The 21,690-nt window shown below is 63.5% G+C and carries 22 protein-coding genes and 1 tRNA gene; 11 read left to right on the top strand and 12 right to left on the bottom strand.

Going from position 1 to position 21,690, the window contains the following annotated elements; translation table 11 throughout:
- Positions 1 to 85 precede the first annotated feature (85 nt).
- Complete coding sequence (locus tag ACP15D_RS09615) at positions 86 to 334, bottom strand: hypothetical protein (protein ID WP_424957299.1); 249 nt, start codon at positions 332 to 334, stop codon at positions 86 to 88.
- A gap of 165 nt (positions 335 to 499) precedes the next feature.
- On the opposite strand from ACP15D_RS09615, the gene ACP15D_RS09620 reads away from it, so the two are divergent.
- Entirely contained in the window at positions 500 to 1,081 is a 582-nt protein-coding gene (locus ACP15D_RS09620; RefSeq protein ID WP_424957300.1) for a polymer-forming cytoskeletal protein, read from the top strand.
- Between the two features lie 12 nt (positions 1,082 to 1,093).
- Entirely contained in the window at positions 1,094 to 1,495 is a 402-nt protein-coding gene (locus tag ACP15D_RS09625) for a hypothetical protein (RefSeq protein ID WP_424957301.1), read from the top strand.
- 19 nt (positions 1,496 to 1,514) lie between these two features.
- Here the strand turns inward: ACP15D_RS09625 and ACP15D_RS09630 are convergent, their stop codons facing one another.
- From ACP15D_RS09630 to ACP15D_RS09640, 3 genes are all read right to left on the bottom strand, one after another.
- On the bottom strand, positions 1,515 to 1,814 hold the full coding sequence (locus ACP15D_RS09630; RefSeq protein WP_424957302.1) for a DUF2312 domain-containing protein: 300 nt from the start codon (positions 1,812 to 1,814) through the stop codon (positions 1,515 to 1,517).
- Between the two features lie 268 nt (positions 1,815 to 2,082).
- Positions 2,083 to 2,394, bottom strand: a complete 312-nt coding sequence (locus ACP15D_RS09635) for a DUF1244 domain-containing protein (RefSeq protein ID WP_424957303.1) — start codon at positions 2,392 to 2,394, stop codon at positions 2,083 to 2,085.
- The gene (locus ACP15D_RS09640) at positions 2,391 to 3,266 is read right to left on the bottom strand and encodes an N-formylglutamate amidohydrolase (protein WP_424957304.1); all 876 of its coding nucleotides are present in this window, start codon (positions 3,264 to 3,266) and stop codon (positions 2,391 to 2,393) included. The genes ACP15D_RS09635 and ACP15D_RS09640 overlap by 4 nt, the downstream gene beginning before the upstream one ends.
- A 481-nt stretch (positions 3,267 to 3,747) precedes the next feature.
- On the opposite strand from ACP15D_RS09640, the gene ACP15D_RS09645 reads away from it, so the two are divergent.
- Both ACP15D_RS09645 and pyk read left to right on the top strand, forming a co-directional pair.
- Positions 3,748 to 4,143 carry a DUF1036 domain-containing protein gene (locus ACP15D_RS09645; protein WP_072371544.1) on the top strand — a complete coding sequence of 132 codons (396 nt, stop codon included), beginning with the start codon at positions 3,748 to 3,750 and terminating at the stop codon, positions 4,141 to 4,143.
- Positions 4,140 to 5,585 carry a pyruvate kinase gene (pyk, locus tag ACP15D_RS09650; RefSeq protein WP_424957305.1) on the top strand — a complete coding sequence of 482 codons (1,446 nt, stop codon included), beginning with the start codon at positions 4,140 to 4,142 and terminating at the stop codon, positions 5,583 to 5,585. The genes ACP15D_RS09645 and pyk overlap by 4 nt, the downstream gene beginning before the upstream one ends.
- A gap of 251 nt (positions 5,586 to 5,836) precedes the next feature.
- On the opposite strand, the gene ACP15D_RS09655 is transcribed toward pyk, so the two are convergent.
- From ACP15D_RS09655 to cpdR, 4 genes are all read right to left on the bottom strand, one after another.
- A complete protein-coding gene (locus tag ACP15D_RS09655) occupies positions 5,837 to 6,541 on the bottom strand; it encodes a tetratricopeptide repeat protein (protein ID WP_424957306.1) in 705 nt (234 codons plus the stop codon).
- 68 nt (positions 6,542 to 6,609) lie between these two features.
- Positions 6,610 to 6,735: a type B 50S ribosomal protein L36 gene (ykgO, locus tag ACP15D_RS09660; RefSeq protein WP_072369121.1), complete on the bottom strand. Its 126-nt coding sequence runs from the start codon at positions 6,733 to 6,735 to the stop codon at positions 6,610 to 6,612.
- 66 nt (positions 6,736 to 6,801) lie between these two features.
- Positions 6,802 to 6,876, bottom strand: a tRNA-Val gene (locus tag ACP15D_RS09665).
- A 72-nt stretch (positions 6,877 to 6,948) separates the two neighbouring features.
- The gene (gene cpdR / locus ACP15D_RS09670; RefSeq protein ID WP_072369122.1) at positions 6,949 to 7,335 is read right to left on the bottom strand and encodes a cell cycle two-component system response regulator CpdR; all 387 of its coding nucleotides are present in this window, start codon (positions 7,333 to 7,335) and stop codon (positions 6,949 to 6,951) included.
- 315 nt (positions 7,336 to 7,650) lie between these two features.
- On the opposite strand from cpdR, the gene ACP15D_RS09675 reads away from it, so the two are divergent.
- Together ACP15D_RS09675 and hisN are read left to right on the top strand one after the other, a co-directional pair.
- Entirely contained in the window at positions 7,651 to 8,547 is an 897-nt protein-coding gene (locus tag ACP15D_RS09675; RefSeq protein WP_424957307.1) for an N-formylglutamate amidohydrolase, read from the top strand.
- A 717-nt stretch (positions 8,548 to 9,264) separates the two neighbouring features.
- Entirely contained in the window at positions 9,265 to 10,071 is an 807-nt protein-coding gene (gene hisN / locus ACP15D_RS09680; protein ID WP_424957308.1) for a histidinol-phosphatase, read from the top strand.
- A 32-nt stretch (positions 10,072 to 10,103) separates the two neighbouring features.
- On the opposite strand, the gene ACP15D_RS09685 is transcribed toward hisN, so the two are convergent.
- On the bottom strand, positions 10,104 to 11,063 hold the full coding sequence (locus ACP15D_RS09685; RefSeq protein ID WP_424957309.1) for an alpha/beta fold hydrolase: 960 nt from the start codon (positions 11,061 to 11,063) through the stop codon (positions 10,104 to 10,106).
- Positions 11,064 to 11,155: 92 nt separating this feature from the next.
- On the bottom strand, positions 11,156 to 11,590 hold the full coding sequence (locus ACP15D_RS09690) for a hypothetical protein (RefSeq protein WP_424957310.1): 435 nt from the start codon (positions 11,588 to 11,590) through the stop codon (positions 11,156 to 11,158).
- Positions 11,591 to 11,878: 288 nt separating this feature from the next.
- On the opposite strand from ACP15D_RS09690, the gene ACP15D_RS09695 reads away from it, so the two are divergent.
- From ACP15D_RS09695 to ACP15D_RS09710, 4 genes are all read left to right on the top strand, one after another.
- Complete coding sequence (locus tag ACP15D_RS09695; protein WP_424957311.1) at positions 11,879 to 12,328, top strand: Hsp20 family protein; 450 nt, start codon at positions 11,879 to 11,881, stop codon at positions 12,326 to 12,328.
- A 455-nt stretch (positions 12,329 to 12,783) separates the two neighbouring features.
- Complete coding sequence (gltB, locus tag ACP15D_RS09700; protein WP_424957312.1) at positions 12,784 to 17,490, top strand: glutamate synthase large subunit; 4,707 nt, start codon at positions 12,784 to 12,786, stop codon at positions 17,488 to 17,490.
- 80 nt (positions 17,491 to 17,570) lie between these two features.
- Positions 17,571 to 19,016, top strand: coding sequence for a glutamate synthase subunit beta (locus ACP15D_RS09705; RefSeq protein WP_424957313.1), 1,446 nt, complete (start codon positions 17,571 to 17,573; stop codon positions 19,014 to 19,016).
- 179 nt (positions 19,017 to 19,195) lie between these two features.
- A complete protein-coding gene (locus ACP15D_RS09710) occupies positions 19,196 to 19,438 on the top strand; it encodes a hypothetical protein (protein ID WP_424957314.1) in 243 nt (80 codons plus the stop codon).
- Between the two features lie 79 nt (positions 19,439 to 19,517).
- Here the strand turns inward: ACP15D_RS09710 and ACP15D_RS09715 are convergent, their stop codons facing one another.
- Positions 19,518 to 20,849 (bottom strand): GDSL-type esterase/lipase family protein, encoded by a 1,332-nt coding sequence (locus ACP15D_RS09715; RefSeq protein WP_424957315.1) that lies wholly within the window; start codon positions 20,847 to 20,849, stop codon positions 19,518 to 19,520.
- A 127-nt stretch (positions 20,850 to 20,976) separates the two neighbouring features.
- Positions 20,977 to 21,378: an adenosylmethionine decarboxylase gene (gene speD / locus ACP15D_RS09720; RefSeq protein WP_424957316.1), complete on the bottom strand. Its 402-nt coding sequence runs from the start codon at positions 21,376 to 21,378 to the stop codon at positions 20,977 to 20,979.
- Between the two features lie 6 nt (positions 21,379 to 21,384).
- Between speD and ACP15D_RS09725 the strand changes: the two genes are divergently transcribed.
- Positions 21,385 to 21,543, top strand: a complete 159-nt coding sequence (locus tag ACP15D_RS09725) for a hypothetical protein (protein WP_424957317.1) — start codon at positions 21,385 to 21,387, stop codon at positions 21,541 to 21,543.
- Positions 21,544 to 21,690: the final 147 nt, after the last annotated feature.

The following is a 21,690-nucleotide window of genomic DNA, read 5'->3' on the forward strand; positions in this document are numbered from 1 at the left end:
CGCCTTTCATGCAGATCGCTCACGCAAATCTGTTGGTTGCCGGACGATTGAACATGCCCACGACACCGCAAGCCCGAACGCGCGCTCAGGCGCCCTGTCCCGGCCCGCCGTTGCGGTCGATCTCCATGACGAGCACGCGAACGGCGGTCATCACCGTTTCCACCCAGCGCCCAGCGGCGACATTGTCCTGTCCGATGTTGTGCATGGCACTGGCGTAGGCGTGATGCGCCTCGTCGAGTGCTTCATCGCGCGCATGCGCCGGCATCGCTGCGATCTTCACTGCCGTGCTCTGAATGCTCGCGAGCGTCTGCACGACGATCTCGTTCTTATCCATGAGCTTGGCCCCCTGTTGGCATGGCGCGCACCATCATCACAGCGCGCGGCGTTTGTGAGGCGCACCACGTTCTGACGCGGCGCCGACAAAAAAACGCCGCGGATGTGTGTGACCGATACGGCCAGCGGGGAAAGCACCAATTTGTTTTCATGTAATGGATGCGCGATGCGCGCTGGAGGTGACCTCGTGTTCAACACCGATCCCACTAAGAACGGTCTGCCGCAACCCAAGCTCGGCCCCACACCCCTCGCAGCGACGCCGGCGTCACCAGCGCCGCGCTCAGCGCCCTCACCGTTTGAAAGATCTGCGACGGCACCGAGCGGAACATCGGTCATCGGCACCGATCTCACCATTCTCGGCGACCGCATCACCATCATTTCCGCCAACAAGTTGCAGGTTGACGGCGACATTCGCGGCAACGTCCACGGCAAGCAGGTCGTCATCACCGAGGAAGGCTCCGTCGTCGGCATGGTCTGCGCAGAAGCCATCGAAGTGCGCGGCGGCGTGCGAGGCTCGATCCGCGCCGTCTCCGTCAAGCTTCAGGCAGGTGCGCACGTCGAGGGCGACATCACGCATCAGAAGCTCATGATCGCCGAGGGCGCCGAGTTTGATGGCCGCGTCAAGCTGACGAAGGACCCGAACGAGCTCATTCCGGTTCTCGATCCCGAGGTCATCGAGCGCAATCGCCTCAACGGCGACGCCGGTCGCTTCGCAACGCCCGATCAGACATCAGAAAGTACAATGTAGACGGGGGAAACCATGACACTGGCCGAGGCGCTCGCCAGCGAGCGTGAAAGAAGCCGCAAAGATACCGAGGAAGCAGCCACAAGGCAGGAGGTCGGCAGGACCGTGTTGCAGGCGCTGGCTCAGCGCCTCAATGCCGATCCGCTGCCATCCTGGTTCTTCATCTCCAAGGGCGACGAGATTCTCGTCGCCCACACTCGCAACGGGGCGACATCGCGCCAGCACGTCGGCACGTGGAGCGTTGCCGACGACATGCGTCTCGTCTTCGATGAGGAATCGACCGAGTGGATCACGGCGGAAAGCTGTGCGCGTGTACTCGACGAGGCGGTGAAGATCACCGCTAGGTTCATCGTCGATACCGAGAGCCGGATGCTCCCAGCCGTGCACGAGTTCGCCCAGTTGCCGCAGCGCGCCTGACGCTGCGGCACTCGCGCAATTATTCTGCGGCGATCATAGCTGCGACGGCGGCATCGTGCGCGCTGTCGTCTTCCCCGAGCATGCCCAGCGCGTGCAAGTAGACTTCCAGCACCGCATCTTCTTCCTGGCGCTCGGTTGCGCTCTTCTTGCGCAGCCGCACCACCTGGCGCAGCACCTTGACGTCGAACCCAAGCCCCTTGGCCTCGAGAAACTTGTCGCGGATATCGCCAGCGAGCGCCTTCTTCTCTTCCTCGAGCCGCTCGATCTGCTCAACGAGCTGACGCAGCTGCTTTTGCGCCGAGGCCTGTAGCGTCGTCATCCCTCTTCTCCATACGTGATAAAGGAGAAGAAACGCTATTCGCCCCGCCTTGCCCCTTCAAGGCGAGCGCGCAATCCATCCATAGAAATCTTCAATTGCCCCTGCGGTTTGTGTGTCACACTTCACAAGCCTTCCGCATCGCCGCGCCTCGCCCCGATCGTCCCAGCGCCTATCAGCCAGGACGTGAATCGGCGGCGAAAAAAAAGCGGCTCTCAGCCCGCGCGACCCAGCCGCACGACAAGCTTCTCGCCGCTCGTGTCACCCAAAACTACTTGTGACCACCAGTGCTCGACTGGGCGAACTTGGCCTTCGCTTCGGGCGAGGCCTCGGTCTGATAGCGCTGCTGCCATTCCTTGTACGGCATGCCGTAGATCAGCGCCCGCACTTCGTCTTTCGCCAGTTCGATCCCGCGCTCAGCCGCTGCGTCCTGATACCAGTTCGACAGGCAGTTCCGGCAGAACCCTGCAAGGTTCATCAGATCGATGTTCTGCACATCGGTGCGCTCGCGCAGGTGCGCAACCAGCCGGCGGAACGCTGCCGCCTCGAGCTCGGTCGCGGTCTTGGGATCGATGTCGCTCATCCTGTGCCCTCGTGCACCGTATAGGGCGGGGCCCCATCCGTGTCGGTATGCGAGCCGAAGTATTGCACCGCGTGCATTGCTTCGCGCAACTCGGCCCGAGCGAACACCGCCTGCACCGCTTCCGCAAGTCGCGCTGCCCACGCGAGCTGCCCTTCCTCGTTGCCAATGAGGTCCTGGCGGATCTCGATGATGGTATGCGCGATGCCGCGGCGCGTGCCGTGCTGCCACATACAGTCACCTGCGAGCTTGCCGTCGTAGGGCTCGTTTTCGCCGACGACGATTTCCGGATCGGCGCGCAGCGCATCCAGCAGCGGCACCGAGAACCGGTAATCGCGATCCCACAGGATCGCCCCATGCCAGGGCCGCGGCACGCCCTTCCACTTGTCGGTAAAACTATGGATCGACAGCAGTACTGGTGGCACGCCGGCCCCGACGCAATCTTCGATCAGGCTGTCGACGCGCTGATGATAGGGTTCGTAATACTGGCGCACGCGCCGGTCGCGCTCCGCTGTATCGAGATGGCGATTTCCAGGCACCACCGCGCCATCGGAAATGCGCATGATCAGCGTCGGGTCATCGAGCCCCCGGTTGGGGTCGATCAGCAGCCGCGAAAACCGCGTCAGGATCGCCGGCGACCCGAGCAGCCGGGCGACATGGCGGGTAACCGCCGCGGCACCGATGTCATAGGCGATGTGCCGCTCCAGCTCGCCAGCGGGCAGCCCCAGGGTGCCGTACTCGGGCGGGAGCGCGTTGGTGGCGTGGTCGCACATGACCAATAGACCAGCATCGAGCCGGCCTGGCACCACTTCATAGCTGTCGGTGACAAGGGGGTCGGCGAGTAGCAACCCGCCGTGGCCGTCGGAGTCAGGCATCGCTCTTATATAGCTTTGCAGTGCTGTCACGAAAACTACCCAGAGGCATTTCAAACACTACCCGCCCGAACTACCCGCGTCGGAGGAAGGCTTGACGCGGCAAACGCGATTGCGCAAACCAGCGTTCGGGCAGGGGGACGGGCTAAAATGACCGCTATCGGCGTTTCGGCGTATCGATCATTGGTCGAAGGCCGCGGACGGGGCGTGGCAACGCGTGCCGGTTGGCGCGTGTATTGCGGCCAACCGCAATGCCGCCAAGTTCCTGTAAAACAAACACTGCACCCTGCCTTGTCGGGGCGAGTCTCCAAGGCCCGCCGCATGATTAACATTTCTGTTCGCCAGAACCGCTCTCTCAGCGGAACCGAGCGCGGTGACGCACCACCGGCGGAACAAATTGCATAGGCGAGCGGAGCAGTCCAAAGTGTTGGCCGAACGGGGAAACAAGAAGTGGTGGCATCGAAGGCCCGGCTATGCGGCCTGCCTGCTCCTGCCGCTGCTCGGTTTCTCTGCGCAAGCTCACGCTGATCTCAAACTCTGCAACTCGACCTCAAGTCGCGTCGGCGTCGCCGTCGGTTATCAGGACGCGACTGGTTGGGCCACGGAAGGCTGGTGGAATATCGCCTCTCAAACTTGTGAAACGCTCCTTAAAGGGGCAGTGCCGAGCCGGTTTATTTACGTTCACGCCCTAGACTATGACCGCGGTGGCGAATGGGTCGGCACGAACTTCATGTGCACCGACGAAAAATCCTTTGCCATCCGCGGGGTTCAGGATTGTCAGAAGCGCGGCTATAAGCGCACCGGTTTCTTCGAAGTCGATACGGGCGAGTCGCAGGAGTGGACCATCCGCCTCACCGACCCCGAGGCGAGTGAAAAATGAGACGCAAAAGAAGGGTCAAGGTCGTCGCGACCTTAGGTCCAGCCTCCTCGGCCACTGAGATGATCGAACGGCTGTTCCTGGCCGGCGTCGACGTGTTCCGCATTAACATGAGCCACTCTTCGCACGACACCGCGCGTGCGTTGCAGAACTCCATTCGCTGGGTCGGCAAGCGCCACCGGCACCCGATCGGCATCCTCGCCGACCTGCAGGGCCCCAAATTCCGCGTCGGCGAATTCGCCGGCGGCCGCGTCTTCGTGAACGACGGCGCCATCTTCCGCTTCGAGCGCACCGAGCAGCCGGGCAACTCTGAATCCGTCTTCCTGCCCCATCCGCAAATCTTCGCCGCCGTTGAGCCCGGCCACACGCTGCTGCTCGACGATGGCAAGCTGCGCATGCGCGTCATCGAGAAGAAGCAGGGCTCCATCGCCGCTGAAGTGCTCGTGGGCGGCGCCCTGTCGAGCCGCAAGGGCATCAGCCTTCCTGATACCCTCTTGCCTATCGGCCCGCTCACCGAAAAGGATCGCGCCGACCTCTCCTACATCCTGAAGCTCGGCATCGACTGGATCGCGCTCTCGTTCGTCCAGCGCGGCGAGGACGTCGAAGAGGTGCGCAAGGTCGTTGGTGACCGCGCCGCCATCCTCGCCAAGATCGAAAAGCCGTCCGCCATTGCCGATCTCGATGCCATCGTTGCGGCCGCCGACGGCCTGATGGTCGCGCGCGGCGATCTCGGCGTCGAGATGCCGGTTGAGCGCGTGCCCGGCCTGCAGAAGCAAATCACCCGCAAGGCAAGAGCCGCCGGCAAGCCGGTCGTCGTGGCGACGCAGATGCTGGAGAGCATGATTTCCTCGCCAGTCCCGACCCGAGCCGAAGTTTCCGACGTCGCCACCGCCGTGTTCGACGGTGCCGATGCCGTGATGCTTTCGGCTGAATCAGCCGTCGGCCAGTTCCCCATCGAGGCGATCCAGATGATGGATCGCATCGCCATCGAGGTGGAGGCGGACCCGGGCTACGACTCGATCATCCACGCCACCCAGACGGCCCCCCAGCCGACCGGCGCCGACGCCATCGCCACGGCAGCCCACGCCATCGCTGACACGGTGAAGCTGTCTGCCATCGTCTGCTACACGGCGACCGGATCCACCGCGCTGCGAGTCACCCGCGAACGCCCCAACTTGCCGATCATGGGCCTGACGCCCGTTGAATCGACAGCGCGGCGGCTTTCGCTTGTTTGGGGCCTGCATTCGGTGATGACGGGCGATCCGGCAACGTTGACCGACATGGTCACCAAAGCCTGCCGCATCGCCTTCGACGAAGGCTTCGTCCCCCCACACGGTGGACTGCTGATCACCGCCGGCGTGCCGTTCGGCTCGCCCGGCGCCACCAACATGATCCGCATCGCTTTCGTCGACGAGAACGGCGCCCCCTCGACCGAGATCCGCTGACGCACTATCCGGTGACACGAGCTGTGAGACGCTTGTCGTGCGGCTGGCTTCGCGCCAGCTGAGAGCCGGCGCTCGCGCGACGCCAGCCGCACGCACGGTTCGACCGGCCTCGTGACACCTAGAAAAGGAAGCGCCGCGAAGAGCGGCAAGGGGCCAAGAGCCCCCGCGCCTTAGGCGCGGCGGCTATCAGCTTGCGCGACGAGCACCAAGAGCAAAGCTTGCTTCATCTCGTGTCAGAAAAAACAAAGAGACTATATCCCCTGCCCCTCGACCTCGACGGATAGCTCGTCGATGGCTTCCTTGGCACCGCTCTGATTGGGGTTGATCTTCAGGATCTCGCGATACGCCTTCAGCGCCGCCTTCTTCTGGCCGGTGTCGCGCAGAATGCGCGCCAGCCCGTCGAGCGCTTTGTAGTGGTGCGGATCGAGCGCCAGCGCGCGCCGCAGGTCACCTACAGCGGCATCGTAATTGTCGAGCCGGAATTGCACGAACGCACGCCGGTTCCATCCCTCCGCATAGTCGGGCACGAGCTCGACAACTGCATCCAGGAATTGCAACGCCAGCTCGTCGTCCTTGTCGTTGATCGCTTTCACCGCCCGGCTCATCAGAACGCCGACGGTATCGCTGCCCGACTGCTGCCAGAGGCTCTCGATGGCCTGCTCGATCGGAGCGGATTCCGCCTCACTCGGCGCTTGCGCAAGGTGCGAGTAAAGTTCCGAAAGCAGCGCCTCGCGATCTTCCGGCACCGGCTTGTCGGCCGGCATCATCGGCTTCGCCGAAGGGAACACCGCACCCGGCGGCGCCGGAATCGGCGGCAGGTCGTTGTGCGGCGCTGGAAGAGGCTTCAGCTGATCGGCGCCCGGGAGGCTTTGGGCCTTGGCGGACATCTGTTCGCCGAAGGAGCCTGCAGCGGCCAGAAGGCCGCATAGACCGAGGGCGATGAAGAGGCGAGGCATGGTGCTGCGCATCCAGTTACAATAGGACGCAGCAGCATGGGCGTCAAAAGGTGGCGAAGATTCGCCGCTCAGCCCTGCCGTGCCTTGAAGCGCTTCTGCACCTTGTTGATGATGTACACCTTGCCCTTGCGACGGACGAGGCGGTTGGCGCGGTGACGGCCGCGCAGCGATTTCAACGAATTCCGAACTTTCATCTCAACACCGAGTGATCAAAGGACAAAGCGCGTAGGGTTGGCGTGGCGGCTACGCGCAGACTAAAGTGGTGGGCGCGACAGGGATCGAACCTGTGACCCCTACCATGTCAAGGTAGTGCTCTACCGCTGAGCTACGCGCCCCAGAGGCGTGCTTCTATGCGTTCGCCCCCCGCAAGGTCAACAGCTGATTGCGAGGTTTGGCGAGATCTTGCCCTAAGCCGCGAGCAAACGGTCCACTTCGCGCACCAAATCCTTCAGATGGAAGGGCTTGGAGAGGACCCGAGCGTCCTTGGGTGCCGAGTTGTCGCTGTTGAGGACCACGGCGGCAAACCCAGTGATGAACATGATCTTCAGGTCCGGATCCAACTCGCTCGCCCGCCGGGCAAGCTCGATCCCGTCCATCTTCGGCATCACGATATCGGTCAAAAGCAGCGTGAACGGCTCCGATTTCAGCCGCTCGAACGCTTCTTCCCCATTGGGGAACGCGATGACATCGTAGCCAGCCTTCTTCAAGGCCCGGACCAGGAAGCCCCGCATCGAATCGTCGTCTTCGGCGAGCAGGATGCGGGAAATCGTTACACTAGAGGGCTTTGCGGTCATGGCTACTCTGAAACTGTCAGTTGGATGCGCCGGTCAACGCCACGCGCGGCCCCGACTGTGATTCGACTATGGTAAACGGCTGGTGAAGTGTCCGGCAGGAACTTGCCGAGCCCGTTTCGCCCTCCGCAACGAGAAACGGAGCACTAGCGCCCCCCAGTGGACATAATGCGGCGACGTTGGCACAGTGAGCAAGGCCGGATGACACTGGTTGTTACGCCTTCTTACAGTAGTGCGCTATTCCGGCAGCGACCAAGCCGTCTGTCCTGAACCGAATTGAGCCGGCACCGGTCAGCGAAGAGGGATACCGCAAGAAGCATGCCCGCCCGCGACGGTCCTGTCCCCCCCGAGTTGTTGCCGCCTTACCAAGTGAGCGCGCCGGCAACTCCCATTGCTCCATTCGTTCTTTGCTCTCCGCACTCCGGCAACGTGTATCCGGATAGCTTTATCGCTTCTTCCCGCCTCAGCCCGCTCTCGCTGCGCAAATCTGAGGACTGCCTCGTCGATCAACTATTCACGCCCGTAGCTGCCTGTGGCGTGCCGCTCATAACGGCGCGATTTCCGCGGGCCTTCCTCGACGTCAATCGCGAGCCTTACGAGCTCGACCCAGATCTCTTCGATGAGCCTCCGCCCGAGTTCGCCAACACCCAGTCGGTGCGCGTCGTCGGCGGCCTTGGCACAATCGCCCGCATTGTCGCCGACGGCGAGGAGATCTACCGCGACAAGCTCCCCCTTAGCGCCGGCCTCGCCCGCGTCGAGCATCTCTACGTCCCGTTCCATCAGGCCTTGCGCGAACTCGTCGAGGCAACGCGCACGCGTTTTGGCTACGCCATTCTAATAGACTGCCACTCGATGCCCTCCGCCTCGATGGCACCGTCCGGCGGCCCACGCCCCGATATCGTCCTTGGCGATCGCTTCGGCGCCTCGGCCGATAGCCGCATTACGCGCTTTCTGAAGGACGCCCTCACCAGCCTCGGTTACGAGGTGCACATGAACCGGCCCTACGCTGGCGGCTACATCACCGAGCACTACGGACGTCCCGCGCGCGACGTCCACGCCGTGCAAATCGAGATCAACCGCGGGCTCTATCTGGACGAGATGAAGCTGCTCCCCACGGCCGGCTTCGCTGATTTGCAGCGCGATCTGCTCAGCCTCGCCGCGCCGCTGTTCAACGATTTGCCCGCGTTGCTAGAGCACCGCATGGCCGCCGAGTAGCGCGCCGGCCCGCGCTGCATTGCAAAGCTATGCAAAACAATCATGCTGCAACGCACAAAATATAGCGCACCGTTGCCGATACCCGCGCGCAGCACGACCTCGGGTAAGCGTTGGAAGGTCCTCGGATAATCGCTGGGAAATGTGGACGCTCAGCCGCCAGCGCGCCGCGATGGACGCCGGGCAAGAAAAAAGGGCCGTTCGGGTGTCGAACGGCCCAAGTCTAGGGAGGAAACGCCCAAGGAGGGCTACAACACCGGAGCAAGCTCACGATGTCGCATCGCAAAAGTTACTGGTGCGACGCAGCATAATCAAATGCATTTTTTGCAGAGCTGCCCTTCCAAAATCAGGGACCCATGCAAATCTCGGCTACCAGTCACACCTCTAGGAGCCGAGCTGTACATTCCTACCACCCAAACATGAAAAAAGGCCGTCCGGCGAACGAACGGCCCAAGTCTAGGGAGGAAACGCCCAAGTGGGCTAACGGTAGTCTGGAGCGACCAGCGCCACCGCGCATTTCACATATGAGACGGTTCGCACCTGCGATCAACGGATGAGCGACGTTTGGTCCCGCATTCGGGGTATGATGTCACTAGTCGGCAACAGCAATTGATTGTCGGTCACATATATGAAAGATGCGCACTACAACGTGCAGACTAACCGCAGTGTTTTGGCGGGTCTTATACTGACATCTAATCTTATCAGGGCGAGCGAAATACTGTGGCAAATCAGACTCAGGTAGACCTGCAGGCGCTCATCGATTTCGCGCAAAGCCTGGCTGACGCTTCCGGCGACGCCATTCGCCCGTATTTCCGCACGCCCATCGGCGTCAGCAACAAAGCGGACGGCGGCGACTTCGACCCGGTAACCGCCGCTGATCAGGCCGGCGAGCGCGTCATCGCCGAACTGGTCGCCCGTGCCTGGCCGGAGCACGGCTTCATCGGCGAGGAGCACGGCACCACGCGCGCCGACGCCCGCCTCCGCTGGGTTGTAGACCCTATCGACGGCACCCGTGCCTTCATCATGGGCTGGCCCCTGTGGGGCACGCTCATCGGTTTGCTCGATGACGGCGCGCCGATCCTCGGCATCATGGACCAGCCGTTCACCCGCGAGCGCTTCTGGTCCGGCAAAGACGCGACCTACGTCCGCACCGCCGACACGCCGGCAAAGCAGATCAAAACGCGCCCCTGCGCATCGCTGTCCGACGCCATTCTCTCGACCACGCACCCCGATCTCTTGGCCGCCGGGCACGAGGCCGACGCCTTCGCGCGCGTCAAAGCCCGCGTGCGCATGACCCGCTATGGCGGCGACTGCTACGCCTATTGCCTGCTTGCCGCCGGCTTTTCCGACCTCGTCATCGAATCCGGCCTGAAGCCGTATGACATCGTTGCTCTCATCCCGATCATCGAGAAGGCGGGCGGCATCGTCACCACCTGGGACGGCAGACCGGCGACCGAAGGCGGACGCATCATCGCCGCGGGCGATCCGCGTGTGCACGCCGAGGCCCTGGCCCTGCTCGCCGGCTGAGCCAACGGCACTCCCACCAGCGTAGCTTCGGTTTAGGCGACCTTCATCTCGACGCCCAGATAGGCATCGAACGCGGCCCAGAAGCGCGTACGTACCGCATCGTTCTCCTGCAGAACCTCGTGCTTCGAGCCCGGCATCAGGATGCACGAGGAGACCTTGGTGCGGACGGCGAAGTCCTCGATTGCCCGCGTCGACACGACGCTGTCGTTGCCGGCCGCGAACATCAGCAGCGGAATGTTGATCTGCGAGGGAAAGTCATCCGCCTTGAGCATGTGGCACGACCTCAGCGCACTGCGCAGCCAGCCCACCGTCGGCGAGCCGATCCCAAGCGACGGCCTCAGTTCGAGCACCGCCTTCGTTCGCTGCCACCGCTCCGGATCGGAGGTCAGCGCATTCCCTTCGAACTTGCGCATCGCATAGAGGTCATCCGAGCCACCGACCACATAGGCGGTCGACATACCCATCAGCGAGGCGACTTCCGAATATATCCGCGCCCGTCGCGAGGTAGTGCCGAGCGATTCCTCGGCGATGGAGATCATCGGCGCAGTCAGAACCAGTCGCTCGAACCAGAGACCCGGCATCGTCGCGTTGCGCAGCAGAATATTGCCGCCCATCGAGTGCCCCAGGCCGATAAACGGCGGCGGGCAGTCGGGCAGCACGACGTCCTTCATGAAGCGGATGAGGTCGCGATCGTACTCCCAGAAGCCGCGCACGTGCCCCTTGCGCGGATTGGCTAGCATCCGCTGCGACCCGCCTTGCCCGCGCCAATCCATCGTGGCGACGGCGAAACCGCGCCGCCTCAGATCGGCGATGACCTCGAAGTATTTTTCGATGAACTCGGCGCGCCCCGGCAGCAGACACACGGTTCCCCGTCGCGGCAGCCGGGTCGCGTCCCAACGCGCATAGCGTAACTCGGCCCCGTCATAGCCATGAAAAGTTCCGACGGTCCCCCCGCTTGGGACCGGGTTCTTGGCGAGCGCCACGAGTTGCATCGCGCCTCCTTGGGCATTGCACGACTCTTCGCCGCCATCATACAGGCGGCGAAGAGTTGCGGCCATGTTAGCGCGACTGAGCGGCCGGAGGCTTAGTATGGCGCCCAGTGCCGGCGCGGCGGTCCCCAGGCATAAGGCCCCATCCGCGGTCCCAGCGGCCGCGCATCGACGATTTGCCCGGAACACCGATCGATCGTCAGGTCGAACAACCGCCCGCGCCCGCGCCGCGCCTTCACCAGCACCACGTCCTCGCGTGGCTCCAGTGCGTGGAAGTCGTACCAGCCGGCATCGCGCAGGCGATCGCGCGCGACATCGCGCGGAATGCACCCACGCTCCCGGTAGCGCGGCGGATAGGGGGGCTCGAAGTCATCGGGGACATCCGCGTAACGATCCCCGCGCGGAGGCGGCCCTTCGCCGTATCCATCGTAGGGCGGCTCGTAGAGATCGGCCGCGTTGGCCGGCAGTGCGGTAAAGGCAAGTGACACGGCAAGCGCAGATGCCGCGGCGAGACGGGCGTACGCTGACATGTGTAAGGACTCCTTGGAGAGGAAGGTTGCGGCTGCTTCCCAAAGCCCCGCGAGGGTGATCCTCACTACATGAACCGCACCTGAAGGGCGTTGGTTTCCTGTTGCTGCAAAGTAACTTGAGACCCCGCGCCACAGCCGGGCGACCTAACGCGCACCAGCTCCTTGAACCGTCTTCCGGCCCACCTAAATACAGTTTGTGCGCATGCCCTGCGGGGGTGCGCCTCAAAGTGGTCGTCCGGCCATCGCGGCGGACGCAACTGCATGTCGCTCAACTTCGGAGGATATGTCATGCGACAGTTCGATTTTGCCCCTCTCTATCGTTCCACCGTTGGCTTCGACCGTCTCGCCAAGCTGCTTGACGGCGTCAACGGCCTTGAGGCTGCCGACGGCTACCCGCCGTACAACATCGAGCGCCTAGCCGAGAACGATTACCGCATCACCATGGCGGTCGCCGGCTTCAACAAGGACGAGTTCAAGATCGAGGTCAAAGAACAGACCTTGATCGTCTCGGGCCAGAAAGCACCTGAGGAAAAGGAGCGCGTGTTCCTGCACCGGGGCATCGCCGCCCGCTCGTTCGAGCGCCGCTTCCAGCTTGCTGACCACGTCGAGGTGAACGGCGCCGACTTTACCGACGGCCTGCTGCACATCGACCTCGTCCGCAATCTTCCCGAGCGGATGAAGCCGCGCACGATTTCTATTGGCGTCGGCCCCAAGCAGATCGAGGCAACCACCGCCTAACGTTTCTCCCTAGCGTAAGCCCCCAAACTTGTCGGCCGCCATGACCTGGCGGCCGCTTTTTTTGGGCCACACGACCCTATCTGGCTGCATTGCTTTTCAGAGACGTTCTTAGAAGCTTGTGCCCGGCCCAAAAATCTGCCAATCTCGCTTGAAAGGTCAGCACTCCTGTCCTTTATAACTCTTGCTGGGCAGCACGAATGCGCCCAGCCGCGCCATCCCGCCGGGGCGAGCGAGGTACTCTTTAAAATGCGGCCCACGTCAGAGTCCGCAAAATCGCTTGGCTTCAAACGGCCGCTGCTCACCAGCAAGCCGCCGGATCGGCTCGCTTAATCGGACCCAGATTTACCGCCCCCGGCCGCTAGGCCGCATACGGCCCCTTCGCCCTATCGCATCGAGCACCACCAATTACTGCCGCGCCCCAATGAGAGGTCGCAGTGTGACAAAGGCCCTAGGACATGAGTGAATTCGAGGCAGAAATCAGCCCGAGCGGAATGCTGCCGGCTCAAGGCCTTTATGACCCCAGGAACGAGCACGATTCCTGTGGCGTCGGCTTCATCGCCGACCTCAAGGGCCGCAAATCGCATCAGATCGTCTCCGACGCTCTGCAGATCCTCGCCAATCTCGAGCATCGCGGTGCCGTGGGCGCCGACCCGCTCGCAGGCGACGGTGCCGGAATCCTCATTCAGATCCCGCACGACTTCCTCAAGGACGAGTGCAAGAAACTCGGCTTCTCGCTGCCCCCACCGGGTCGCTACGCCGTCGGCCACATTTTCATGCCGCGCGACGAGCGCCTGCGCGCCCATTGCGAGCGCGTCTGGACTCGCATCGTCAAGGAACAGGGCCTTGAACTGCTCGGCTGGCGCTCCGTGCCGGTCGACAACTCGTCTATGTCTGAGCTGGTCATCGCCACTGAGCCGGTACATCGCCAGGTGTTCATTGGCCGCCCCTCGACCATCCTCGATCAGGACGACTTCGAGCGCCGCCTCTATCTGGCGCGCAAGATCGTCTCCAACTCGATCCAGCAGGCCTACAAGAACCGCGACATCGGCCACTACACCGTGTCGCTGTCCTCGCGCACCCTGGTCTACAAGGGCATGTTCCTGTCCTACCAGGTGAAGGCCTATTACAAGGACCTCTCCGATCCGCGCTGCGTGTCGGCGATGGCGCTCGTGCACCAGCGCTTCTCGACCAATACCTTCCCTTCGTGGAAGCTCGCGCACCCCTATCGCATGGTCGCGCACAATGGCGAAATCAACACGCTCCGCGGTAACGTCAACTGGATGGCGGCGCGCCAGGCGTCCGTGTCGTCCCCGCTGTTCGGCGACGACATCTCCAAGCTGTGGCCCATCTCTTACGAGGGCCAGTCGGACACCGCCTGCTTCGACAACGCACTCGAATTCCTCGTGCTCGGCGGCTATTCGCTGACGCACGCTGCGATGATGCTCATTCCCGAAGCCTGGGCGGGCAACCCGCTCATGGATCGCAAGCGTCGCGCCTTCTACGAGTATCACGCCTGTCTCATGGAGCCCTGGGACGGCCCGGCCGCCATGTGCTTCTCCGACGGTCGCCAGATCGGCGCCACGCTCGACCGCAACGGCCTGCGTCCCGCGCGTTATCTCGTCACCAAGGACGACCTCGTCGTCATGTCCTCTGAATCGGGCGTGCTGCCGATCCCCGAGGAGAAGATCGTCCAGAAGTGGCGCCTGCAGCCGGGCAAGATGCTGCTCATCGACCTCGAAAAGGGCCGCATCGTCTCCGACGAGGAACTGAAGGCTGAGATCTCCGCTTCCAACCCGTACGAGACGTGGTTGAAGCGCACGCAGATTCTCGTCTCCGATCTGCCGCTTCCCAAGAGCCGCTCGACCGCCAAGAAGTCCAATGTCTCCCTGCTCGATATGCAGCAGGCGTTCGGCTACACGCAGGAGAGCCTCAAGCTGCTCATGATGCCGATGGCACAGAGCGGCCAGGAAGCTATTGGCTCGATGGGCACCGACACGCCGATCTCGGTGCTGTCGTCGAAGTCCAAGCTGCTGCACACCTATTTCAAGCAGAACTTCGCCCAGGTGACGAACCCGCCGATCGACTCGATCCGCGAGGAACTCGTCATGAGCCTCGTGTCGTTCATCGGCCCGCGCCCGAACATCCTCGACCTCGAAGGCACCTCGCGCCAGAAGCGCCTCGAGGTCTACCAGCCGATCCTCACCAATGAGGATCTGGAGCGCATCCGCCAGATCGGCGAGGTGAAGGACAACGAGTTCTCGTCCATCACGCTCGACATCACCTACGCCGTTGAAAAGGGCGCTGCCGGCATGGCCTCGGCCCTCGACTGCGTCTGCGCCGAGGCCGAGGAGGCCGTGCGCTCGAAGGAATACAACATCATTATCCTGTCCGACCGCGCCGTCGGACCGGACCGCATTCCTATTCCTTCCTTGCTCGCGACGTCGGCGGTTCACCACCACCTGATCAAGCAAGGCCTGCGCACCTCCGTCGGTCTCGTCGTCGAGACGGGCGAAGCCAATGAGGTGCATCAGTTCTGCACCCTCGCCGGCTACGGTGCCGAGGCGATCAACCCTTATCTCGCCTTCGAGACGCTCGAGGCGATGCTCCCCGAGATCGACGAGAGCATCACGCCCGAAGAGGTGAAGACGCGCTACATCAAAGCGATCGGCAAGGCCATTCTCAAGGTGATGGCCAAGATGGGCATCTCCACCTACCAGTCGTACTGCGGCGCGCAGATCTTCGACGCTGTCGGCCTGCGCTCATCGTTCGTGAAGAAGTACTTCACCGGCACCCACACGCAGATCGAAGGCGTCGGCCTGCGCGAAATCGCGCAAGAGACGGTCGACCGTCATGCGGCGGCATTCGGCAACGTACCCGTGCTGGAGAACGCGCTCGACGTCGGCGGCGAGTACGCCTTCCGTGTGCGCGGCGAATCTCACGTCTGGCGCGCTTCGGTCGTCGCCGACCTGCAGCACGCCGTGCGCGGCAACCTGCCGGATAAGTACCGCGCGTTTGCCAAACAGGTGAACGAGCAGTCCGAGCAGCTCATGACCATGCGCGGCATGTTCCGCATCCGCTCCGCAGAAGCGCTCGGTCGCACGCCCGTGCCGCTCGATGAAGTCGAGCCCGCGGCCGAGATCGTCAAGCGCTTCGCCACCGGCGCCATGTCCTACGGCTCCATCAGCCGGGAGGCACACACGACTCTTGCCATCGCCATGAACCGCATCGGCGGCAAATCGAACACCGGCGAAGGCGGCGAAGAGACGGATCGCTTCCAGCCGTTGGCCAACGGCGATTCCATGCGCTCGGCCATCAAGCAGGTGGCTTCCGGCCGCTTTGGCGTGACGACGGAGTATCTCGCTAACTCCGACATGATCCAGATTAAGATGGCGCAGGGCGCAAAGCCCGGCGAAGGCGGCCAGCTGCCCGGACACAAGGTCGACAAGGTCATCGCCAAGGTGCGCCACTCGACCCCGGGCGTCGGCCTCATCTCGCCGCCCCCGCACCACGACATCTACTCGATCGAAGATCTGGCCCAGCTCATCTTCGACCTGAAGAACGTCAACCCGCGCGCCGCCATCTCGGTGAAGCTCGTCTCTGAGGTCGGTGTCGGCACCGTCGCCGCCGGCGTCGCCAAGGCGCGCGCGGATCACGTCACCATCTCCGGCTTCGAAGGTGGCACCGGCGCTTCGCCGCTCACCTCCATCAAGCATGCCGGTTCGCCGTGGGAAATCGGCCTCGCCGAGACGCATCAGACGCTCGTGCTCAACCGCCTGCGTGGCCGCATCGCCGTTCAGGTCGACGGCGGCCTGCGCACCGGTCGCGACGTCGTCGTTGGCGCGCTTCTGGGTGCCGATGAGTTCGGCTTCGCCACCGCCCCGCTGATCGCAGCCGGCTGCATCATGATGCGCAAGTGTCACCTCAACACCTGCCCGGTCGGCGTCGCCACGCAAGACCCGGTGCTGCGCGCCAAGTTCCAGGGCAAGCCCGAGGACGTCATCAACTACTTCTTCTTCGTCGCCGAAGAAGTGCGCGAGTACATGGCGGCTCTCGGCTACCGCAAGTTCGACGAGATGGTCGGCCAGACCGAAGCCCTCGACAAGGATCGCGCCATCCAGCACTGGAAGGCACGCGGCCTCGACTTCTCCAAGGTCTTCTACAAGCCGAAGATGCCGAAGTCGGTCGCTGTCCATCATTGCGAAGCCCAGGACCATGGCCTCGAGAAGGTGCTCGACAACAAGCTGATCGCCATCGCTCAGCCGGCTCTCACATCCAAGAAGCCGGTTAAGGCCGAGGTGCCGATCGTCAACGTCGACCGCTCCGCCGGCGCCATGCTGTCGGGCGAGGTCGCCGCACGCTACGGACACGCCGGCCTGCCCGAGGACACCATCTGGCTGACACTGACCGGCACCGCCGGACAGGCGTTCGGCGCCTGGGCTGCACACGGCGTCACGCTCGACCTCGTCGGCGAAGGCAACGACTACGTCGGCAAGGGCCTCTCGGGCGGCAAGATCATCGTCCGCCCCAACGCGCTGTCCAGCATCAAGCCTGAAGAAAGCATCATCGTCGGCAACACGGTGATGTACGGCGCTATCACCGGCGAGTGCTATTTCCGCGGCATCGCCGGCGAGCGCTTCGCCGTGCGCAACTCCGGCGCCACCGCCGTCGTCGAAGGCACTGGCGATCACGGCTGCGAATATATGACCGGCGGCGTCGTCGTCGTCCTCGGCCAGACCGGGCGCAACTTCGCAGCCGGCATGTCGGGCGGCATCGCCTACGTCCTCGATGAAGCCGGCAACTTCGAGCAGAAGTGCAACATGGCCATGGTCGAACTCGAGCCCATCGAGGCCGAGGAAGAGATCATGCAGCGCTTGATGGGCCAGCAGGGCGACCTGGAAAGCCACGGCCTCGTCGACATCATGAGCGACATGACCAAGCACGACGCCGAGCGCCTTTACACGCTCATCGCCCGTCACGCGCACTACACAAATTCGGCCAAGGCGAAAGCCATCCTCGCCGACTGGCGCGGTTACATGCCGAAGTTCAAGAAGGTTATGCCGGTCGAATACCGCAAGGCACTTGTCGCCATGGCCAAGGCACAGGCGGCCGACAAGGACGGTCTCGAGAAAATCGAGATCGGTTTGAAGATGGCCAAGGCTTGAGGAATTTCGCCTCTCCACGCAACGATGGCCGAGGCCAACGGCGAGCCATGAGTGCTCGCCGCCGCGAATAGGGAACGGGTATGGGAAAGGTTACGGGCTTCCTCGAGTTCAATCGGCTGGAGCGCAAATATGCGCCAGTCGCCGAACGCCTCAAGCATTGGAACGAGTTCGTCGAGGCGCTGAGCACTGAGGAAACGAAAGTCCAGGCAGCCCGCTGCATGGACTGCGGCATTCCCTATTGTCACACCGGTTGCCCGGTGAACAACCAGATCCCCGACTGGAACGACCTCGTCTACCACTCCGACTGGAAGGCGGCGGCGCAGAACCTGCACTCGACCAACAACTTCCCCGAATTCACCGGACGCGTATGCCCGGCGCCGTGCGAGGCCGCCTGCACGCTCAACATCGATGACGTGCCGGTTGCCATCAAGGCCATCGAGTGCGCCATCGCCGACCGCGGCTTTGAGGAAGGCTGGATCGGCCCGCAGCCGCCCGAGACCAAGACCGGCAAGCGCATCGCCGTCGTCGGCTCCGGCCCCGCCGGCCTCGCCGCCGCCCAGCAGCTCGCGCGCGTCGGCCACGACGTCCACGTCTACGAAAAGAACTCCAAGCCCGGCGGCCTGCTCCGCTACGGCATCCCTGACTTCAAGATGGAGAAGGGGATCATCGACCGCCGCGTGAAGCAGATGGAAGCCGAAGGCGTCACCTTCCATTGCAACGTTCACGTCGGCAAGACGATCACCGCCAAGGAGCTCGAGGACAGCTACGACGCCGTGCTGCTCGCCGGCGGCTCTGAAAAGCCGTTCGACTTCTTCACCGCCGCGACCGGCCGCGATCTCGACGGCCTGCACTTCGCCATGGATTTCCTGCCGCAGCAGAACCGCCGCGTCTCTGGCGAGGTTCCGCCTGCCATCACCGACGCCAAGGAAATCCTCGCCAAGGACAAGCACGTCATCGTCATCGGCGGCGGCGATACCGGCTCGGACTGCATCGGCACCTCGCTGCGTCAGGGCGCCAAGTCCGTCACTCAGCTCGAAATCATGCCGATGCCGCCCGAGAAGGAGAACAAGGCGCTCTCCTGGCCGCACTGGCCGCTGAAGCTGCGCATCTCCACCAGCCAGGCCGAAGGCGCCAAGGTCGAGTACTCGGTCTCGACCACGCACTTCTCCGGCGAGGACGGCAAGGTGAAGAAGCTGCATTACGTCCATATGGACTCCAAACTGCAGCCGATCCCCGGCACAGAAGCCGAGCTGCCCGCCGACCTCGTGCTGTTCGCCATGGGCTTTTCCGGCCCGGTCGAGGACGACCTGATCGGCGAGCTCGGTCTGCCTGTGGTCGCGCGCGGCCGCTTCAAGGGCATCGAAGCCAACGAGCAGGACTACAAGGTTCCGGGCCAGTCTAAGGTGTTCGCCGCCGGCGACATCCGCCGCGGCCAGTCGCTCGTCGTGTGGGCGATCCGCGAAGGCCGTCAGGCCGCCCAGTCGATCGACAAGTTCCTCATGGGCAAGAGCCTCCTCCCCCGCTGACGCCTCACTTCCGTCTCGGACACCGTGCCACCCGCTGTCATCCTCGGGCTTGTCCCGAGGATCCACCTTGGCCGCAACCGCGCCGTAGATTGCGGAACCATGACGGCCCGAAGCGCGTTGGAGTTCAACCGGCAGCTTTAGCGCTGCTCGGCGAGCTGCCTGCACCAGGGGGATCATCGATGCGAACGCTTGCCAAAGCCGCAATCACCGCGGCCGCTATCATCGCCATGAGCGCGAGTGCAAACGCCGCCAGCCGGGCAACGCATACCGCAGTTGGCGCTGTAGCCGGCGGCCTCATCGCCGGCCCTGTAGGCTTCATCGGCGGTGGCGCAATCGGCTACGTCGGTGGCCGCAGAATCAGCTGTGATCTCGGCTTCGAGCGCTGCCGCCGCTACTACCGGCGCCACAAACACCGCCGCTAAGGCTCCGACTGCGCGGGCCCAGGCGTCTCTAAACGCGAGTAAGCCCAAAGCATCTCTAAGCGCGTGTCAGCCGAACAAACTACCGATTGCTTCCGGTACTGCCATCGCCCGGCACCATCGCCGGAGGCTCGCCGGCCTGTGCCGACGCCGTGGGCTGCACGCGCGGCCAGGTGAAATCGTCGGCGCGGCCTGGCTTCGGCGGCAGGCGCTCGCCCTTCTCCAGCACGCGGAAGTAAGCGCTCTGCGTCGGTGACATACGCCGCCGCGTCGGATCGGAGTTTCGCGCCGGCGTGATCGAACTCATCACCGTCAAGCCGCCCGGGATCTGATCGACCAGAACGTCGCCCATCGACGCTGCCTTGTCGTTGCTCTGCTTGCGCGTGACCAGCGCCACGATGGAAGCGGGAATGGCTGGACGCACGATATCGACCGTCACCACCTGCTCGGTGCCTTCGGGACCGGGAATGCGGATATCGACCTTGCCGGTTTCCAGCCGCTGGTCCCGCGCACTGCCATCGCCGTTCCCGGCATTCGCCAACGCCGCCGAGCCGGAGCCGCCTTTCGCGTTCTTCGCAGCGCGCTCGCGCGCCGCTTCTTCGGCACGCAGCCGCACCTTCTCCGGATTGACGCGCGACTGCTCGGCCGAATCTCCGGCGAGCGGTATCGAGCGCTCCGTGCGCGCCTGGGCGATGTCGCGCTTCAGCTCACGCTCGACGAAGTGCGCCAGCTTCAGGTAGCCGGCCTCGCTGAAGTGCACGCCATCACGGTCGCGCAACCTGCGGCTCTTGCCGGTGATGTCCGGGCCCCAGTCGCTGTAGCCACCGTTCTCGTCGATGAAGCTTGCATATGCGTCGATGTAGCGGACGCCGTTGAGATAGGCGCGCTCGCGGATGACGTCATTCATCCGTTGTGCGCGCTCGTTGTCCTGCCAGCGGCGCATGTTGGGCAAGCCGATCCAGTAGACGGCGCGGTTGCCCTTCCTCAGTGCCCGCATCACGCGGTCGATGCGCGCTGCGTATTCGTTGCGCCACTCATCGATGTTCTCGGCCGAGCGCCGCCGGTTGAGACTGTAACGGTCCTGCGCGCCCACCATGACGATAGCGATATGGCTCGGATCGGAGGTGAACGCCTGCTCCAGCGCGCCGAGCTCGGTCGTGGAATTGCTGCGCATGAGACCGGGAAGGTCATAGCGCTTCGGCGCGATCGACACGCCCTGCCCGCTGAAGGCCTGCACCAGACCGCCGAGCAGTCCCTCGGCCAGCCAGTCGCCGACGAGCTGCACCTGATAGACGTCATTCTCCGGGAACGGCGTGATGAAGCTGCCGCCAAGCCCTTGCTCCTGCGCGCCGGCAGGCACCGCCCGCACTATCAGAAGCGCGGAGAGGGCGAGGGTTAATAAGGCGCGCAGCATCGAAGATCCCCTGCTGAGCCGGCCGAGCCGAATCCATCGGCGACGCAGCGGCATATTCGCCACTGCGTCGCCTAAGGACAAGGCAGAAACGTGACCGGAAAGGCGGGGAGGGCCATTCCGCGCAAGCTTAAGCTGCGCGCTTCGGCCGCCTGACACCTTTCAGTCGAACCGGCGCGCTTTTGTGCTGCGCGGCGGCTTGCCACTTAAGGTCTGATAGCTCCGCACCGCGGTGGTGAGTCTTCACCACGACGTCACGAACGCTGAAAGCCTCTCGTAGGATCTCGATGCACTTCTCCGGTTCGGCATCCCCACACATGAAGACGTCGAGAGCCGCATAGTCGGCCTCGGGCCAGCTGTGGATGGAGATGTGACTCTCCGCGAGAACGGCAACGCCCGACACGCCACCATTGGGCGTGAAGTGATGCAGGTGAACGTTCAGCAGGGTTGCACCCGCTGCCTTTGCGCACCGCTTCAGCGTTGCCTCGATGTGCTTGAGATCGTCGAGCCGTCGAGCGCCGAACAGGTCCACGATAAGGTGGGTTCCTGCAAAGCGCTTCCCGTTTCGCTCGACGAAAAAGTCTTTCCTGTCGTCGTCACGCGCAACCTGCGCGTAACTGTCATGCGCAACCTGCGCATGGTCTTCGTGCGCTACAGGCGCAGCTACACGACGATCTTCCTCTTGGGCGGTGCTTGAACGAGTCAAGTCCATCCCCAATTGGAAGAGGGTGTCATTAAAGGCCATATGACCCTCCCCAACCAGCAGATAGATGTGACCCGTCCGCTCCTTACCTTGGGGGTTCTGGAAAACCTCGACCTTAAGGGCAGGTGGACGAACGGAGAG

Origin of the sequence: Hyphomicrobium sp. 1Nfss2.1 (assembly GCF_965243865.1) — a bacterium.
Lineage (GTDB): Bacteria > Pseudomonadota > Alphaproteobacteria > Rhizobiales > Hyphomicrobiaceae > Hyphomicrobium_A.

What these genes read in the sequence shown, in the direction of transcription:
- ACP15D_RS09690 (WP_424957310.1), bottom strand. Translation starts at nt 11,590, where the DNA reads ATGTCAGCGTACGCCCGTCTCGCCGCGGCATCTGCGCTTGCCGTGTCA.
- ACP15D_RS09655 (WP_424957306.1), bottom strand. Translation starts at nt 6,541, where the DNA reads ATGCCTCGCCTCTTCATCGCCCTCGGTCTATGCGGCCTTCTGGCCGCT.
- ACP15D_RS09710 (WP_424957314.1), top strand. Translation starts at nt 19,196, where the DNA reads ATGCGAACGCTTGCCAAAGCCGCAATCACCGCGGCCGCTATCATCGCC.
- ACP15D_RS09625 (WP_424957301.1), top strand. Translation starts at nt 1,094, where the DNA reads ATGACACTGGCCGAGGCGCTCGCCAGCGAGCGTGAAAGAAGCCGCAAA.
- ACP15D_RS09675 (WP_424957307.1), top strand. Translation starts at nt 7,651, where the DNA reads ATGCCCGCCCGCGACGGTCCTGTCCCCCCCGAGTTGTTGCCGCCTTAC.
- cpdR (WP_072369122.1), bottom strand. Translation starts at nt 7,335, where the DNA reads ATGACCGCAAAGCCCTCTAGTGTAACGATTTCCCGCATCCTGCTCGCC.
- pyk (WP_424957305.1), top strand. Translation starts at nt 4,140, where the DNA reads ATGAGACGCAAAAGAAGGGTCAAGGTCGTCGCGACCTTAGGTCCAGCC.
- ACP15D_RS09685 (WP_424957309.1), bottom strand. Translation starts at nt 11,063, where the DNA reads ATGCAACTCGTGGCGCTCGCCAAGAACCCGGTCCCAAGCGGGGGGACC.
- ACP15D_RS09620 (WP_424957300.1), top strand. Translation starts at nt 500, where the DNA reads ATGCGCGCTGGAGGTGACCTCGTGTTCAACACCGATCCCACTAAGAAC.
- ACP15D_RS09635 (WP_424957303.1), bottom strand. Translation starts at nt 2,394, where the DNA reads ATGAGCGACATCGATCCCAAGACCGCGACCGAGCTCGAGGCGGCAGCG.
- ACP15D_RS09695 (WP_424957311.1), top strand. Translation starts at nt 11,879, where the DNA reads ATGCGACAGTTCGATTTTGCCCCTCTCTATCGTTCCACCGTTGGCTTC.
- ACP15D_RS09705 (WP_424957313.1), top strand. Translation starts at nt 17,571, where the DNA reads ATGGGAAAGGTTACGGGCTTCCTCGAGTTCAATCGGCTGGAGCGCAAA.
- ykgO (WP_072369121.1), bottom strand. Translation starts at nt 6,735, where the DNA reads ATGAAAGTTCGGAATTCGTTGAAATCGCTGCGCGGCCGTCACCGCGCC.
- ACP15D_RS09630 (WP_424957302.1), bottom strand. Translation starts at nt 1,814, where the DNA reads ATGACGACGCTACAGGCCTCGGCGCAAAAGCAGCTGCGTCAGCTCGTT.
- ACP15D_RS09715 (WP_424957315.1), bottom strand. Translation starts at nt 20,849, where the DNA reads ATGCTGCGCGCCTTATTAACCCTCGCCCTCTCCGCGCTTCTGATAGTG.
- ACP15D_RS09615 (WP_424957299.1), bottom strand. Translation starts at nt 334, where the DNA reads ATGGATAAGAACGAGATCGTCGTGCAGACGCTCGCGAGCATTCAGAGC.
- gltB (WP_424957312.1), top strand. Translation starts at nt 12,784, where the DNA reads ATGAGTGAATTCGAGGCAGAAATCAGCCCGAGCGGAATGCTGCCGGCT.
- ACP15D_RS09640 (WP_424957304.1), bottom strand. Translation starts at nt 3,266, where the DNA reads ATGCCTGACTCCGACGGCCACGGCGGGTTGCTACTCGCCGACCCCCTT.